Annotated in this window: 15 protein-coding genes; 3 read left to right on the plus strand and 12 right to left on the minus strand. The window is 38.6% G+C overall.

Going from position 1 to position 15258, the window contains the following annotated elements; translation table 11 throughout:
* Positions 1-78: 78 nt before the first annotated feature.
* Complete coding sequence (locus TOL9009_RS0125120) at positions 79-1824, minus strand: alpha/beta hydrolase (RefSeq protein ID WP_029635627.1); 1746 nt, start codon at positions 1822-1824, stop codon at positions 79-81.
* A gap of 113 nt (positions 1825-1937) precedes the next feature.
* Here TOL9009_RS0125120 and TOL9009_RS0125125 point away from each other — a divergent pair, with 113 nt between their 5' ends.
* Complete coding sequence (locus TOL9009_RS0125125; protein WP_029635629.1) at positions 1938-2120, plus strand: hypothetical protein; 183 nt, start codon at positions 1938-1940, stop codon at positions 2118-2120.
* 11 nt (positions 2121-2131) lie between these two features.
* Here the strand turns inward: TOL9009_RS0125125 and TOL9009_RS0125130 are convergent, their stop codons facing one another.
* Entirely contained in the window at positions 2132-3046 is a 915-nt protein-coding gene (locus TOL9009_RS0125130; protein WP_029635631.1) for an ion channel, read from the minus strand.
* A gap of 228 nt (positions 3047-3274) precedes the next feature.
* Between TOL9009_RS0125130 and TOL9009_RS0125135 the strand changes: the two genes are divergently transcribed.
* On the plus strand, positions 3275-3523 hold the full coding sequence (locus tag TOL9009_RS0125135) for a hypothetical protein (protein ID WP_029635633.1): 249 nt from the start codon (positions 3275-3277) through the stop codon (positions 3521-3523).
* A gap of 63 nt (positions 3524-3586) precedes the next feature.
* Here TOL9009_RS0125135 and TOL9009_RS0125140 read toward each other — a convergent pair whose 3' ends face one another.
* The 3 genes from TOL9009_RS0125140 to TOL9009_RS0125150 form a co-directional block, all read right to left on the minus strand.
* Positions 3587-4414 (minus strand): DUF2382 domain-containing protein, encoded by an 828-nt coding sequence (locus TOL9009_RS0125140; protein WP_029635636.1) that lies wholly within the window; start codon positions 4412-4414, stop codon positions 3587-3589.
* A 287-nt stretch (positions 4415-4701) separates the two neighbouring features.
* Positions 4702-5661, minus strand: a complete 960-nt coding sequence (locus TOL9009_RS0125145; RefSeq protein WP_029635638.1) for a DUF2382 domain-containing protein — start codon at positions 5659-5661, stop codon at positions 4702-4704.
* Positions 5662-6073: 412 nt separating this feature from the next.
* Positions 6074-6913 carry a DUF2382 domain-containing protein gene (locus TOL9009_RS0125150; protein WP_029635640.1) on the minus strand — a complete coding sequence of 280 codons (840 nt, stop codon included), beginning with the start codon at positions 6911-6913 and terminating at the stop codon, positions 6074-6076.
* Between the two features lie 495 nt (positions 6914-7408).
* Between TOL9009_RS0125150 and TOL9009_RS0125155 the strand changes: the two genes are divergently transcribed.
* A complete protein-coding gene (locus TOL9009_RS0125155) occupies positions 7409-8056 on the plus strand; it encodes a bifunctional 4-hydroxy-2-oxoglutarate aldolase/2-dehydro-3-deoxy-phosphogluconate aldolase (RefSeq protein WP_029635642.1) in 648 nt (215 codons plus the stop codon).
* Positions 8057-8301: 245 nt separating this feature from the next.
* On the opposite strand, the gene TOL9009_RS46155 is transcribed toward TOL9009_RS0125155, so the two are convergent.
* From TOL9009_RS46155 to TOL9009_RS0125185, 7 genes are all read right to left on the minus strand, one after another.
* Positions 8302-8487 (minus strand): hypothetical protein, encoded by a 186-nt coding sequence (locus TOL9009_RS46155; RefSeq protein WP_144238333.1) that lies wholly within the window; start codon positions 8485-8487, stop codon positions 8302-8304.
* Positions 8477-9904 carry a sugar transferase gene (locus TOL9009_RS0125160; protein WP_029635644.1) on the minus strand — a complete coding sequence of 476 codons (1428 nt, stop codon included), beginning with the start codon at positions 9902-9904 and terminating at the stop codon, positions 8477-8479. The genes TOL9009_RS46155 and TOL9009_RS0125160 overlap by 11 nt, the downstream gene beginning before the upstream one ends.
* A gap of 87 nt (positions 9905-9991) precedes the next feature.
* Positions 9992-10762: a WecB/TagA/CpsF family glycosyltransferase gene (locus TOL9009_RS0125165; RefSeq protein ID WP_029635650.1), complete on the minus strand. Its 771-nt coding sequence runs from the start codon at positions 10760-10762 to the stop codon at positions 9992-9994.
* Positions 10763-10779: 17 nt separating this feature from the next.
* Positions 10780-12009, minus strand: a complete 1230-nt coding sequence (locus tag TOL9009_RS40435) for a glycosyltransferase family 4 protein (RefSeq protein WP_051503025.1) — start codon at positions 12007-12009, stop codon at positions 10780-10782.
* Positions 12010-12020: 11 nt separating this feature from the next.
* Positions 12021-12914 (minus strand): glycosyltransferase family 2 protein, encoded by an 894-nt coding sequence (locus tag TOL9009_RS0125175; RefSeq protein WP_029635652.1) that lies wholly within the window; start codon positions 12912-12914, stop codon positions 12021-12023.
* A gap of 83 nt (positions 12915-12997) precedes the next feature.
* The gene (locus TOL9009_RS0125180) at positions 12998-13978 is read right to left on the minus strand and encodes a glycosyltransferase family protein (RefSeq protein WP_029635653.1); all 981 of its coding nucleotides are present in this window, start codon (positions 13976-13978) and stop codon (positions 12998-13000) included.
* 260 nt (positions 13979-14238) lie between these two features.
* Positions 14239-15255, minus strand: a complete 1017-nt coding sequence (locus TOL9009_RS0125185; protein ID WP_029635655.1) for a hypothetical protein — start codon at positions 15253-15255, stop codon at positions 14239-14241.
* Positions 15256-15258: the final 3 nt, after the last annotated feature.

Consider the following 15258-nt stretch of genomic DNA (forward strand, 5'->3'; position numbering starts at 1 on the left):
CCGCAAGCGGGGAGGGTGCCACAGGCGGGTGGGGTTCTTTTATTATGATTATTTATTAGGACATCATATAATTCCCCACTATTTCTTTGCACCATTTACAAAAGGAGTTAATTGCTCTGCCGTTAAAGACTGTAAAAAACTAAGATTGAGGGGAGCTTTACTGATATATTTGGCGTAAGCTGGCTGCAAATAAACTTGATATTCACGACGATTTAAAAGATAAGTTTCAAAAAAAGCGACACTCAAAGCATTAAGATAAGAATGAGCATCTTTAGTAGGTGGACCGAGGAAAACTGGCGGTACAGGTAATACATTATTTTCCGGTGGTGTTTCGGCTAAAGCAGTAAAGTGTGTAGCATTTTCAATCACTGCTAAATATTTATTTTTGCTCCCAAGCCAAGTAAAAGGGCGAATTTGCTCTGGTACAGTAGGAGTGACAATATCTTGACTACCTGACACAACCATAAAGGGAAGTTTAATTTGACGTACTTCGCTTTCACCAAAGATACTACTGACGAAAGGATTAACCGTAAAAGCAGCTTTAATGCGATCGTCTTTTAAAGAATAATTTGCTGATGTTAACTCATTTGCTCGACACTGCAAAAATATCGACAAATTCAAAGATTTATTTGGATTGCAATCTTTGCGAATTTGCTGAAAGTTAATTTTTGCACCAGCTAGGGTGAAAACAGTATAACCGCCATAAGAATGACCAAATGCCCCGACTTGCTGAAAATTCAGTTTACCCTGCATTCGCGGATCGGACTTTTCTAAGCGTTGAAGTTCATTCAGCACAAACTTGACATCTAAAGGTCGATTAATCAATTCCGCCGGTTCTGGTGGACCTGCCAAACCCGCAAAGTATTGCTGAAAGCGTTGTGCATTACTACCAGGGTGTTCCAAAGCGGCAACAGCAAAACCGTAGGATGCTAAATGTTGTGCCAGGTAGACGAAAGCAAAGCGATCTGAAGCGACACCGTGAGAAATGACAATTAGAGGAGAGGAGGAGGGGGGGAGTGGGGGAGTGGGGGAAGATAAGGGAGATGAGGGAGATGAGGGAGATGAGGGAGATGAGGGAGATGAGGGAGATAAATTTCCCCCTTGTCTCCTTGTCTCCTTGTCTCCTTGTCGTCCCCTTTGTGGTAAATAGAGATCCACAGGTAAACGCCGATCGCGTGTTTGGTCTTTCAATTCTAGAGTTATCTTTGAAAAGCGAAAATTTCCAGGCGATCGCAAATCTGGCTGTTTGGAAAAGTCAATGTTTGCAGTTTCCGCTTCTGCGTTTGCTTCTTTTTGAATAAAAGCAACGATCGCATCTTTTCTTTTCAGCAAGTCTGTCAAGTTTGATACTACCTGCAACCCTTCTGTAAAGTTTATCCGCACACTATTACTGGGAAATCGTCGCAGCACATTGACAACAGTTAAGCCTTGGGGGTCAGCAGCAGCTAAAATCAAAGCACCCCGTATTGCATAAAACCCATTCATTTGTTTATCAGTTTGGATTAATTCTCCCAAACGTTGCACTACCTTTTCCCCTAAAGGTGAGTAGCTAAACTGAGATACTAAAGTAGGAGTAACTTTAAACTTTTGCTGGAGTAATTCTCGTAGTTGAGCAAGTTGTTGAGGAGTAGCGCGTTGAGCATAAAAGGCAAAGTCTTTAGTAATTTTACCTTCTTTAGCAAAAGTTTCTAGAGATTGGGTGGATAAAGTAAATTCCCCAAAGGGAGGATAATAAAAAGCAATTTGGTCAGCCGCTATTGAAGGAGTTGCAGTTAAAACTGTGGATATAAACGCGAAACTCAGGTATCTCAGAATTTTTTTCATCAAGTTTGCCCTAAAGTAATTTCAAAGTATAAGTTACTTAAACATTAAGTAAATTTTTTGGAAAAATGATCTCAGCAGAGGGATAATTAATATAGAAGCTCAAAATACCTCATATGTCATCCGCCTCATGCGCTCCTTGTGTGGTTGTCCTTAAGCAACAACAAGAGCAAAATATCCAACATCAAAAAGAATGCCCAGGTGTTGCAGCCAACCAATGCCAAAAGCCAAAAAATTGTACTGTGGTTGAAAATGGTCGGGTTGTTGTCAAACCATTACAACCACCGCTCAACGAGTAAACTGGAGGCATTCACTCTAAAGGCAATACATCGTGGAAGAAATTGTAATCGATGTAGCGATGTCCTTCTGCTGTGCGGTAAATAACATCTACAAACCGATAATTCCAGAGAATTTCCCGCGCAGTATAATCATGACGGGCATGGACTGACTGGGCAATAGTTTCATCAATGCCAGTTAATAAGACTGTAATCGTGGTATTTGTCTCAATTAAAGACTCGGCTGATATCCCATAAAGTGGACTCGATTCATCAATCGCGTGCATTCCCAGCCAAGTTAAAGTAAAGCTCGGAGAGTGATTCCTAATCAGTTGCAAATCGTAGATTCTGCGGATAAACTCTTGTTCTTTGGTAACTTCGTCACGGATTAAGTATGCCTGCATTTGCGCTTCTAAAATTTGGTTGCCGCGCTGGTTTGCCGTGCGAAATACTAACGTTGGCATTCCCTCGTGAGGTGTAATTACAGCGACACGGCTAAACATCACACGGGCAGTCGGTCGGGAAAAACGAGCAAAGGCTAATCCTGTCATCACAGCAATTCCCATCAGACCTCCCATTGCTTCAATTGTGACAATAATATTGCAGTAGGTTGTTTTCGGATACATCGCACCGTAGCCAATAGATGCTAAAGTTTGAACACTGAAGAAAAACATATCCAAAAAAGAACCCGGTCGGGCATTCTCGACGCAATCTCCTCCTAGTAAGTAAGCCAGAGCAAATATACCATTGGTTGCCACATACGTGACAGCAATTAGCAGCAAAAAGCCAGACCAAGGAAGAGTTAGTAATAGATGATACGGGTCGCGCCAGTATGAATACCAGCTATTCATGCCCATAATCTGGAACCTTCCATCTCGGATCTTAATGTTAACTCGTGGAAGCCGATGCTGCCGTTGATTGCTTGAGGGTTTCTGCGGTCGAAATTTCATTTTTTTGTAAGCAAAAAAACTGTTTGGACGCAAGCCTTTACCGATTATTACTTTAATCGGAACAGTTATTGCTAATTTTATCGCCAGAACCGCTACAACTGCATTAGCATGGACTTTATATTATCCGTCGCGAGGGGAACATCTAGATAATATACGTATATTTGACAATATATTTTAGGTTATTAAAGTATAAAATAGTCTATAATTTTTCACAATTATAGACTATTTATGCAATCAAGTTTAAAAAAATCTGAATTCTGGTTTAAAGCGATGGGTATAGCAAGCTTTGTGAATATGACTTGTTCGGCGATAGCACTCGCAGACATGCTTCAACCCAATCAACAAAAACCGTTGATTTTCCCAGAGAACCTCAAATCCCTAGCACCTCTGAAGAAAATGCAGATATTCAAAGTTGAAAGAAACGATTTTGCTAAAAATACCTGTTCTATTGAGGGAGACTCGGTTTGTGAGTTTTAATTAGCGCTTTCCCCAGCAAAAAAGTAGAGACGTTTCGCCGGAACGTCTCTACAACGATGTATACTATTTTTCTGGGTTTGGTTCTTGATTTTGGGAACAGCGATCAAACCATTCTTGATATTTATTTTGAGTTGACTCATCTTCAACAACGATTGTCACTCGTACCTGCTTACATTTATGATTGCGCTCAAGAGCGATCGCATTTAAAAGTAAACTAGCTATTTTTGGCGAACTAAAATCGCCGCTCACTGTTAAACTACCTTCAAGACTAGCAAATTCAGGTCTTTGGTTTTCAGCCAAATCAATACCAGAGATTTCTGTGAACCCTAAATCAATTTCTGCAAGTTGTTTGTGTTCTGGGTTGATTTGTTCAACAATAAGTTTCTCTCTGCGGACTGGTACTTGTACCATCCTAGTTTCAATTTCTTTGCGAACAATGACCTCACCAATTTTTCGCTTGGTGCTGTCAACAATTAATCTTTCACCTAGCAAACGAATAATATCTTCTTCTACCACATTTTCTAAATTATATTTCGCCTCTACTTTAACAGTATTGGGATTATCTAATCTTTTTTCGTTTTCTGGTATTTCTTTTCCTAAATATTCCTGATTAGATATTGCTAATTTATCTATTTCCATATATACAGACCTGGTTGATGTATCAATTTTTTTGATCAGCTTACTTGGTAGTAATAAAATAGGGTCTTCCGATACAACTAAGTTTAGCTGACGATTGGCATCTAAAATTAGATTCTTGACCTCACCTACTCGCAGACCTTGCATATCTAGGACAGCGAAGTTTTGTACTTTTTGCCGTAAGGTTTCTAACAAGGACATAATACGAGTTGCGTTGTTATTTTCTGCGTTTTTTACCACAGTTTGGCTATTCATATGTAAAAAATTGTTAATTATTTTTTGTAAAAATCTAAATTAAATTTATTAAGAAAAGTTTTAACACTTTATAAACAGAATACAGCTATTGATTCTAATGTCATATCATGTCCGGTCAAACAGCCATAATAAAAGAACCCCTCCCCAACCCTCCCCGCAAGCGGGGAGGGTGCCACAGGCGGGTGGGGTTCTTCATGAATTATGGGTGATTGCGCGGACATGATATCAGATATATCGTAAAGACGTTCCGGCGGAACGTCTCTACAACTTCACCAGCATTGCAGATATTAGCGTTCTTCGATGGGAAGATTAGGAGCATTTACATCCAATTCTTCACGACGAATAGTTTCTTTCGCTTCTACTGTCTCCTGGTCAACAACTTTCTTGACTCTGACTTCTTCACGGACAAATGCTTCTTTGTTAATGTCAGCAGTTTCTTCGTAGATTTCCATGCGTGCTACTTCACCTTCACGGAAAGCAGTTGCATCAGGAGAAACAGTTCTACCAGCATCAGCGGGTGTTACTCGCTCGACTATTACCCGTTCTTTATCTACTGGAACTGAAACTCTTGCTGTGTCGGTTTCAACACGCTTACCGATTGCTACTTCGCCGGTTTTACGACGTTGTTTGTTAGCTACTAAGCGTTCTTCGTACAATCTCAGGGTTTGGTGATCCTGCTCGTTCATGTCGTACAAAGAAGAATCTAGCTGGTAATTGTAGGTGTCGCGATCGTAAGTAGGACGCTCGACAATTCTATCTACATCAGGTGTTGGTTGATAGGCTGCTGCACCTAAACCTGCTGCTGTACCTAAACCGGTTCCAACACCTAAACCTGTTGTTGTATCTAATGGTGCAGGTGCATCTAGGGAGCGTTCACCTGTAATTCCAGTAGTGGGACGATATACCCCGCGTACTTTTTCTTCGTAGTCGTAATCAACTGCAAGGCGATCGCTAAATTCGGGTAAATCTTCCGCTTGCTGTCTGGTCATTCCTAAAGCATACACGCGATCGGTACCATGATTGAAGCGAGTACGACCAACTGGTAACAATACTTTCTTACCAAAAATCCAAAAACCTAAGTCAACAACAAAATAGCGGAAGTGTCCATCTTCATCCACTAAAATGTCGCTGACAGTACCAATTTTTTCCTCATTTCCTTCGGTATATACACTCTTACCTTTGATGTCATCATCGTCAAAAACGTTCTGATACTCTGAATCAAAATCTTCTAGTTTGTGAAGGGGCATATTATTTTAACTCCAACTTTATTTATCCTACATTCATATGGTAATTTTTTATTCGTTTATCTTTCTCTTTCTAACGACTGAATTCAATTAGTTATCTCTCTATTCAAATGGTAGATATTTAAATCAAAACCTCTAATTATTAGGGAGAGGAAAGATAAAGTATAGTTTTATCGGGGTGAGGTTAAACTGTACCTTACTCTTATTAGGAAACGCTATAGCGATTCCCACATTCATGAGGTACAGAATATTGAATTAACCGCAGATGTAGATAGATAAACGCCGATGGACGCAGATAAATTTGTACCTCAGCAGACTAGGAAACGCTGATTCAGTTTTTGCTGATAAAAAATAACAGGTAGAAATCTAAATTTTCTACCTGTTTAGATCACTCAACAAATTTGTTAATCAGTTATTAAACACTCTTGTTAAGATTAGAACCGCTTTCATTTACACGTAAATCGCCTTGGGTATCAATATCTAACTCTTCGCGACGAATTGTTTCTTGTGCTTCAACCGTCTCTTTATCTACAACCTTACGGACTCTAACTTCTTCACGGACAAACGTTTCTTTCTGGATATTCGGAGTTTCTTCGTACAGTTCTATGCGTGCAACTTCACCCTCTTCAAACTTAAGTTCAGAATCTACTACAGCTTCGCTTGTTGTGGGAGTAACTCGCTCAATTACAACTCGTTCTTTTTCAATTGGTACTGAAACTCGTGCGGTTTCGGTTTCAATATACTTGCCTACTGCGACTTCTCCAGTTTTGACACGAGTTTTATTAGCAACTAATCGTTCTTCATACAGCTTCAAAGTTTGATGAGATTGCTCGTTCAAATTATAAAAAGAAGGTTCTTGTTCATAATTGTAAGTGTCGCGATTGTAATTAACGTCTCTACCTTGTGGACGATAAACATTGCGTACCTGTTCTTCGTAATCGTAATCAACGGTTATGCTGTCTTTGTATTCAGGTAAATGTTCCACTTGTGATTTGCTGAGTCCGTCAACGTAGACGCGCTTTTCAGTATAGTCAATGTGGGAAAGACCAATAGGAAGCAATATTTGTTTACCTAAAGAAGCAATACCTGTATTAATGACTAAATAACGAAAACGTCCTTCTGGATCGACTAATGCATCAGCTACTGAGCCAATTTTTTCTCCACCTTCAGTATAGAGATCCAAAGCTTTAACGTCATCACCATCAAAAGTCTCTCTATAGTTTGGGTCAAAATCTTCGAGTTTGTAAAGTGGCATACTGCTGTTCCTAAGATGTTTAAAATATCTATCTAGGAATACTGTAAACAAACAATGTAATGTTTACCTCCTGCTGGCGATAGAATTTAATTGATATTGATTAAAACTAATGGCTGAGTATTTGTTCTAATATATCAAAAGCTATGATTAGCCTGGGTTTAAAGATTTGAATACCACTTTAGGTAGAAAATAAATAGTTATAGATGAGAAAAAAGTATTACTTAAGTTAGGCGATCGCTTGCAATTTTCTCCCACCATAGATGTATGCCCAGTATTAGAAAGATATGCACAAAATGTCAATAGACATCGACCGAATTTAAATATGCGCTATCCAAAACCCTTGTAGAGACGTAGCACTGCTACGTCTCTACATTGCACTGCTACGTCTCTACATTGTTTCTATGTCTAATTGTATCTCCCTACATATCTAGAAGGAAAAAAATATGATAGTCTGTAACATTTGCGAAAAGAACTATTAGCGCTGTTAAATTTTAGATGTTTAATCACATTTGGTTATCACAACTGCAAAAACATCGAGCGATCGCTGTGATTCGCGCTCCCGAATTTGAATTGGGACGCAAAATGGCTTCTTCGATCGCTTCCGGAGGAATGCGGTTAATCGAAATTACCTGGAATAGCGATCGCGCTGGGGAATTAATTGCTCAACTACGCTTAGAATTACCGGAGTGCATCATTGGTAGTGGTACGTTGTTAAATCTGAATGATATGGAAATGGCGATCGCATCTGGAGCGCAATTTCTCTTTACACCTCATGTTGACTCAATTCTGATTCAAGCCGCAATTGCAAAACATGTACCGATTATACCAGGTGCGCTGACTCCCACAGAAATTGTTAGCGCTTACAATCAAGGTGCAAGTTGTGTCAAAGTGTTTCCCGTGCAAGCATTGGGAGGAGTTAACTATATTAAAAGTTTACAAGCACCTCTAGGTAAAATACCGTTGATTCCTACAGGTGGTGTATTGATAGAAAATGCTCAGGAATTTTTAACAGCTGGAGCGGTAGGAGTTGGTTTGAGTAGTGAATTATTCCCTAAAAAGCTGGTAAATAGTGGAGATTGGCAAGCGATCGGTCAACTTGCAAAAACTTTAATGCAAAAATTAGTTACAGCATCCGATCACTAAACATCGAATACAGGTAGAGACGTAGCAGTGCTACGTCTCTACAAGATTTTGGATTTTATATATGTACTTCCTAAGGAGTGAAATCTGCTGTATTGCTCAATAGACTTCTTGTAGAAGTTAGGGAAAAAAGTAAAGGGGAAAGATTTTTTTATCCCTTTCCCCTTAAGATGAACTTCTTTCCCCACCTTTTGCACTGATGAATGTTCATAGGTTTGGTTTATTGGTGGTGAAGCAATACGGTTCGGTTAAATATTTTTATTGGGCATTTGGGTATGTAGAGACGCGATATATCGCGTCTCTACAATGATTTTGGGTTCCCTAATTTTCTTATCTGAACCGTATTGGGTGGTGAGGTGGTCAACTTCTTCCGAGCGCTGCTTTTTGCTGTGAACAATTACATTACGGCAACCTATACTGTACTTAATACGCACCAGTCTTTTGCAGAACAACTCTAAAAGTTTGCAACAGGATTCTTAAGTCTAGCCATATTGACCACTTTTCAATGTAATCCATATCTAATTTGACTGCATCTTCAAAATTCTCAATATTTGAGCGTCCAGAAACCTGCCACAAGCCAGTGATACCAGGCAAAACCTCTTGGCGGATAAAGTGCTTTGTTTTAAACTTTTGTACATCGCGGATAGGTAAAGGACGGGGACCAACAAGACTCATTTGCCCAACCAAAACATTAAATAGTTGTGGCAATTCATCCAAACTATAAAGGCGGAGAAATTTACCAAGTTTTGTAATGCGAGGGTCGTCTTTCATTTTAAAAATGATACCATCTTTGATTTCATTCTTTTCTTCTAAAGAAGCTTGAATTTTCTCTGCATTTACAACCATTGTCCGGAATTTCCAAATCTTAAATTCTTGACCGTGTAAACCAACACGTTTTTGCCGGAAAAATATCGGACCTGGAGAATCTAACTTAATCATGATGGCAATCAACAGATATGCAGGCAAAAGCAACAAGATTAAAGTCAGAGAAAAACAAAGGTCAAAAATTCGCTTGATCCAGAAATCGATACCGACAACAATTGGTGCAGTAATTGTCGGATAAGGAACATCTCCAACCATGCCAAATGTAGATTTAGGAAGAGAAAATTCACCCATTGTTGGCAGCAAACGCAGAGTAATGCCAGCATTATAGAAATGCCAGCATAGGAATAAACGATTTTGAATGGCACTCCAAGCAACAAAAACTTCTTCTACATTTTGACTACGAAGATATTCAAAAGTTGTGTCTCTGTTAGCTAAATCTAGGCATTTAGAATCTTCAAATCCTTGAATCGCATAGCAATCATCTTGTTCTATCAACTTCATGTTATGCTCTTTTTCTTGAGCATCAGCAATAATAAAAACCGGATGACGAATTGCCCCTTTCTGACGCAGAAAGTTAGTGGAGATATTAAACAGACAACGAACAGTACAGATGAAGACTACAGACAGTAACCAATACAGTAGAAGAGTCGAATGTGAGATATAGCCGTTTGGCTCATAGAGAGAGGCAATAAATAACAAAAGCAAAGATGACAGAGAAATTGCTTTGATGATACCCAAATAGTCACGACGATAAATGCCAGCTTTGTAAAGACCCGTCGTGTCAAAAATGACAATTGGCAGGCTGATATTTAGCAGTAGAAACGATATATTTTGCGTCCAAGGAGACTCGAAGGGAGCGCCATAAAAAACTGCTAAATTCCATGCGAAGTACATAGATGTAGCATCTAGAAGAATAAGTATGACTACGCGCAGCAGCCTAATAAATAATCCTCTCTGTATTCTTGTGCCTTTAGGCGATCGCAAGTCCGGTTTTAAAATATCTATGGATAGATTGGTGGAAATCATAATCATGAATTGTCCTTATGTTTACTGCAATTCAAATCTGTAAGGAAGAGATAATTCCAATCGAATTAATTAGAATACGGCAATATTCTATTTCGCTTGACTTGGAAAACTCCAAACTTCTCGTAATAACAATCTGGCTAGAAACCAAGGCTCAAGTAAGTAACGTCTCCAAAGTCTTTTCGGTTCGCTCAACAGACGATAAGACCATTCCAAGCCAAATCTTCCCATCCAACGAGGTGGAGTCGGAACCACTCCAGCTACATAGTCCATACAGGCTCCACTAGTCAAAATAGCGTTGGTATGAATCTGCTCTAAATTTTCTAAAATCCAATGCTCCTGGCGCGGCATACTCATTCCCACCATTAATACATCAGGTTTGTAAGCATTGATTGCAGCCAGAGTAGCAAGATTGTCCTTACTGTCTTGACGCATGTCAATGTAACCGTGAGCGCAAGCAATCTGTAAACCAGGAAACTTCTGGCGCAAAATACTTGCTCCTTGTTCAGCTACTCCTGGCTTTGAACCTAGATAGAATACACGCCAGTTTTTACTAGCTGCTTCCGCCATTAAAGGCCATACCCAGTCGGCATAGGTAACTCTTTGTTCTCGCTTGAGTGAAAAACCCAATAGCTTGCCAATGAATATTAGAGGCATACTATCAATATGGATATAGTCTGCCTTGGCGTAGAAAGCTTGCATTTTCGGGTCTTGATGATAGAGATAAAGACTATGCAAGTTGTGATTGGCAATAATCCATTTCTGATTCTGTTCAATAGATTCCCCAATCAAATAATTCAATTCAGGAATTGAGAGTGCATTCACTTGAACGCCAAGATATTTGTAAGCTGAAGTCTGCATCATGAGTTATTACGGTATTAGATTGTGTAAGTAGAGACTTGATATTGCTGAGTATGCGATCGCTTTTTTTCTAATATTTGTTCAGCACCTTCTACTAAAACTTGCACCCTAGCTGTCCAACTGTGATGATTTACTATCTCGATGCGAGCAAATCGTCCCATTTCCGGTAGTGTTTCTCTGTTGTGATAAGCTTCCACCAAGGCACGTTTTAAATCATCTATGTCACCTGGTTGAAATAAGAAACCTGTTTTGCGATCGCAAACCAAACGTTTAGCATCTTCAAAAGCTGATGCTATGACTGGTTTAGCCATTGCCATGTACTCATAAAGTTTCATAGGTGAAAGATACATCTTCCCCATCTGTAGTTCAACTTGCCCTGAATAACCAACATCAAAGCCAGCGATATACTGTGGCACTTCCTGCCAAGAAACTCGACCTAAAAAGGCTACGTAAGGCGAAAGTTCCAGTTCTTCAACTTGCTTTTCCCAAACAGATTTCATTGCACCATCACCTACTACTACCAGCGATATATCCAAACCTTCATCTCGTAATTCTGACATCGCTTTTAGTAGCAAATCTAAGCCAGCCCAAGCATATAAACTACCAACGAAACCTATCGTAAAACCTGGGAATATTCGCTCTGGTATATGTATTCCTGGATTAATAAAATCAATATCAACTCCATTTGGTACTAAGACAATTTTTTCACTTGAAATACCATAATCACGTACCAGTATTTCTTTTAAAGTTTCACTAACACAGGCTAAAACATCGCATTTTTGATATGCTTTAATTTCCATCCAGCGAGCTAACCTATCCAGTATCAATGCTTTCCGTTCTGCTTTAGCTTCATAAAAAAGTAAAGCTTCAGCTTGCAAAATCCAAGGTATTCCTTGACATTGGAATATCCAGCCCAAACATTGCAGCGTTGCAGTGTATTCATAAACCCAATCTACTTGATTCTTAAGTTCTTGCCAGGTTCTCCAAGAATTGATAGCACCCATCCCAATACGCATAAAATCTACTGCTAAGGTGTGGAAAAATCCTCTGCTAATTACTTCCCCAGAACCCTTTCCTGACCATTTTTTTGGAACTTTATCTCCTACAATAAATGTTTCGATTTTCCAATCTAGTGTTTTAAAACCCTTGAGGATTCCCAAAATTCGGGAACGCGGACCAGACATCTCTGCGTCAGGATGTGTTGAAATCCGAGGTGCTGCTGCTAAAAAACCAAGCCGTCGTTGCATTTTTTTAACCCTTAACCTTGTGAACTACCTTGTGAAATATCTTCAGCAAATGTGGGAGATGCCGCCAAGTTTTTGTAACCAATAATGGCGCGTAAATAAGGTAAAAACCAATAAATTAGCCAAAATATCCCAGAATGACGGCGACAAAATGTAGCCCAAGGTTTGAGTGGAAAAGCTTTGACTTGAACTACCTTTTTTAAGCGTTCTAAAACAGGTAATTTTGTATCTACCCAACTGTTGCGAATTGAGTTTTTACTACAGGTTCCGACATACTCAGGTGCAACCCATATAGAGTAGCCTAATTTTCTTGCCCTTAACCCGTAATCTAAGTCTCCTAAACTGTGGATAAATGCTGCATCAATATTCTCTAATTTTTTGGCAACAGCATGAGGAATTAGCACGCAGTTACCAAACATGGTGTCACATTCTTGGAGAAGCTGAGTTGAACCCAAAAATTCATATTTGTTGGAGTACCATTTGCCAGATTTAACTGCACCACCGTAGGAGGCTTTTCCAGTCAGGGAATCTTTAGTTGTTCCAACTAATATTGAATTTTTATGACCCTCTTTTGACAATTTTTGATGGATAGTTAATAAGCGTTCAAAAGTTTTTGATTCCAGTATCGTGTCATCATTCAGCCAAAGATAATAGTCATAATCTCTTTGCATTGCTGAAGCAAATGCTAGCCTCATTCCTCCAACCCAGAATAGGTTTCCATTTCCCTTAAGAATCCGAACTTGTGGATAGGAAGCTTTAACTACCTCTGAAGTACCATCAGAACTTCCATCATCGGTTAAATAAACATCAAAAGATTGTGTTTGCTGATATAACGCACGCAGACAAGTAAGAGTTGTTTCGCGTCTGTTAAAACAGGTCATTATGACTGCTAACTGTGGTTGTTTCATCAATTATTTATTTTTCCCCTTAATAAAAGATAAATTAACTTTTATTACATATTTAAATATTAGTTAACCTTTCGAGAAAGTTTTTATATAGAGAATGCCGCATTTAATTCCTCTAAACTAAATTTATGCAAATCCTCTAATTTGATGTAACGAGATTGAATACCATTAGGTGCAGCGAAGAATTTTTCCCTCATTGCTTCTGGCTGTTTCTTACCACCACCTTCTTGTTCAATGAGTTTAGCGATATAAGTGCAATAAGCTAATCTCAAATCGTTCATTTTTTTGAGAGTTTGTTGTCGAATTTTTTGTGGCTCAGGAGCTAGATGTTTGAAAGTTTGTACAGCTTCAGCAACTGCTTTAGGTTCTGGAGACACAATGATTGAATTCTCAGGAGTAAAGAATTCATCTCGTCCACCTTTGCTTGGGGTACTGATAACTGGAATTCCACAAAGTAAGTATTCACTTGAAGCTAGATTTGCTCCTTCGACTGCTGAAAGAATCAAACCGACATAGGACTGGTTATACTTCTTTGCTAATTCTGTACGTGGAAGAAAACTTTTATTGAAATCGGCATGTTTCAGTTCTGGACAGAAAGTATGCAAGTCACCACCATAGGATGCAACCATCAATCTTTCTACATTTTTTGCCAGCCAAAGACGCTTTGATTCATTGAGTTGCGCTGTGTAGATTGCATCATAGAGCTTTGGTTGATCAAGTATTTCATACAAATACTCATTTATATAAAAATTTTGGTTGAAGTGCGCTCCACGAATTAAGAAACGTTTTCTTAGTTCTTCTTCGTCTGATGCATTTACCATTAAGTGATGCGTTCTTCCCTCCAAACTATGCAGGGTTGCCTTTATCTTTCTTAGCAACATTTGCTTAGGTGTTCCACACCATCCAGGAACATGTTCTAAAACATGTTTTGGACGGAACCATTTAGGGAGAGGTTTATGTGTAATTTTTTTTTGCTCATAAACCACTCCACCAAGAAAAGGATAGCTTCCAAGAAAGGAAATAATCAGAGGCTGAGTACTAAAAATATAAAAACCGTGAAACAACATACAGATAGTTTTCCTTATTTAATTATGTTATTAAAAGACCTGAATTCTGGATTTACAATTGCAGAGTGTGGAGGTAGAAGCAAAAGTAGATATTCTTTATTTATAGTCATTATTTAAGAGATATTTTATGTTTCTTCCATAAAGAATATCTTGATAGTTGTTGTACGCTTCACAAAAAACAAGATATAAATTCAAGCAACAGAATTCTATTACAGCGCGAATCACACTTGTATTTCATCGTCTGATTAATATGGAACTATTTATAGATTTGCAACTTTTTCTATCCAATTACTCACGTTAATATTTAAATTGATCACACGTAGTTTTTGTTCTATTTTCCTCACAGTCAACATATGTCGATGCATAACTGATGTGCGCGGCATATTGTGTCTGACAACTGCTTCACATAACCATTGATATTTATCTGATCCTAGATTAAAGTTCCTCAGTCTTTTAATTTGTGCATTCCAATCGTTATAGAAAAACAAATTGAAATAATGAATTGACACTATTTCATCCCAAGCTTTAATTCGCGATTCTTTCGATAAGCGATTATGTAAGGGTAATGGATAACTACAAGCAGAAGAAAAATGAGATATATTTTCTTCTAAGGAGCATAAAGTCACAGACAGAACTGACTGTTCTACAAAATAAATTCCTTGAGGAGGGGTAATATCTAAACGCATTACCTTTTCAAAGTTTTCTTTCCAAGCTGTGAATATACCAGCATTTCTTCTCACCGCAACTAAACCAGAATTCCAGTAACCTCTAATGTTTTTTTTGCCAATTGGTGTGTTAACAAATATCTCGCGTTTCACTCCTAGCACTTCATACAGTTTCATCCAGTACCAGTCTTGAGGATCTTTATTTCCAGTAGAACCAATTCCTTGACCATATTCGGGACGTATCCGGACGTTGGAATCTGCTGGTAATAAAAACTCTTTTGGCTCAGAAAAAAAGCATTTATCACTGTCTAGAAAAACTAAAATCTCCGCATCTATATTCTGTTCTGCGTAGGCACAAACTAAAGGCTTATTTGCTAAATAATAGTCATGAAACTCTTGATTTATGGGAATTTGTTGATGAATAACTTGCAAAGCTGTAAAAGCTTTTCGAGTTTCCATAGAGATAGGTTCACCCCTTCTGGGATGAAAACTATATATGGGTGTATCTTTTAAATTGCTGCAGAATTTGCGAATACTTTCTGCAAGCATTAGAGATTGACCTTCTAAACGACCAGGTTCTGTACAAATGATAAAAGCTATAGGTACTGACATCTT

The organism is [Scytonema hofmanni] UTEX 2349 (assembly GCF_000582685.1).
Taxonomy (GTDB): domain Bacteria; phylum Cyanobacteriota; class Cyanobacteriia; order Cyanobacteriales; family Nostocaceae; genus Hassallia; species Hassallia hofmanni.

Coding starts and splice junctions, on each gene's coding strand:
- TOL9009_RS0125120 (WP_029635627.1), bottom strand. CDS start 1,824: ATGAAAAAAATTCTGAGATACCTGAGTTTCGCGTTTATATCCACAGTT.
- TOL9009_RS0125125 (WP_029635629.1), top strand. CDS start 1,938: ATGTCATCCGCCTCATGCGCTCCTTGTGTGGTTGTCCTTAAGCAACAA.
- TOL9009_RS0125130 (WP_029635631.1), bottom strand. CDS start 3,046: ATGAAATTTCGACCGCAGAAACCCTCAAGCAATCAACGGCAGCATCGG.
- TOL9009_RS0125135 (WP_029635633.1), top strand. CDS start 3,275: ATGCAATCAAGTTTAAAAAAATCTGAATTCTGGTTTAAAGCGATGGGT.
- TOL9009_RS0125140 (WP_029635636.1), bottom strand. CDS start 4,414: ATGAATAGCCAAACTGTGGTAAAAAACGCAGAAAATAACAACGCAACT.
- TOL9009_RS0125145 (WP_029635638.1), bottom strand. CDS start 5,661: ATGCCCCTTCACAAACTAGAAGATTTTGATTCAGAGTATCAGAACGTT.
- TOL9009_RS0125150 (WP_029635640.1), bottom strand. CDS start 6,913: ATGCCACTTTACAAACTCGAAGATTTTGACCCAAACTATAGAGAGACT.
- TOL9009_RS0125155 (WP_029635642.1), top strand. CDS start 7,409: ATGTTTAATCACATTTGGTTATCACAACTGCAAAAACATCGAGCGATC.
- TOL9009_RS0125160 (WP_029635644.1), bottom strand. CDS start 9,904: ATGATTTCCACCAATCTATCCATAGATATTTTAAAACCGGACTTGCGA.
- TOL9009_RS0125165 (WP_029635650.1), bottom strand. CDS start 10,762: ATGCAGACTTCAGCTTACAAATATCTTGGCGTTCAAGTGAATGCACTC.
- TOL9009_RS40435 (WP_051503025.1), bottom strand. CDS start 12,009: ATGCAACGACGGCTTGGTTTTTTAGCAGCAGCACCTCGGATTTCAACA.
- TOL9009_RS0125175 (WP_029635652.1), bottom strand. CDS start 12,914: ATGAAACAACCACAGTTAGCAGTCATAATGACCTGTTTTAACAGACGC.
- TOL9009_RS0125180 (WP_029635653.1), bottom strand. CDS start 13,978: ATGTTGTTTCACGGTTTTTATATTTTTAGTACTCAGCCTCTGATTATT.
- TOL9009_RS0125185 (WP_029635655.1), bottom strand. CDS start 15,255: ATGTCAGTACCTATAGCTTTTATCATTTGTACAGAACCTGGTCGTTTA.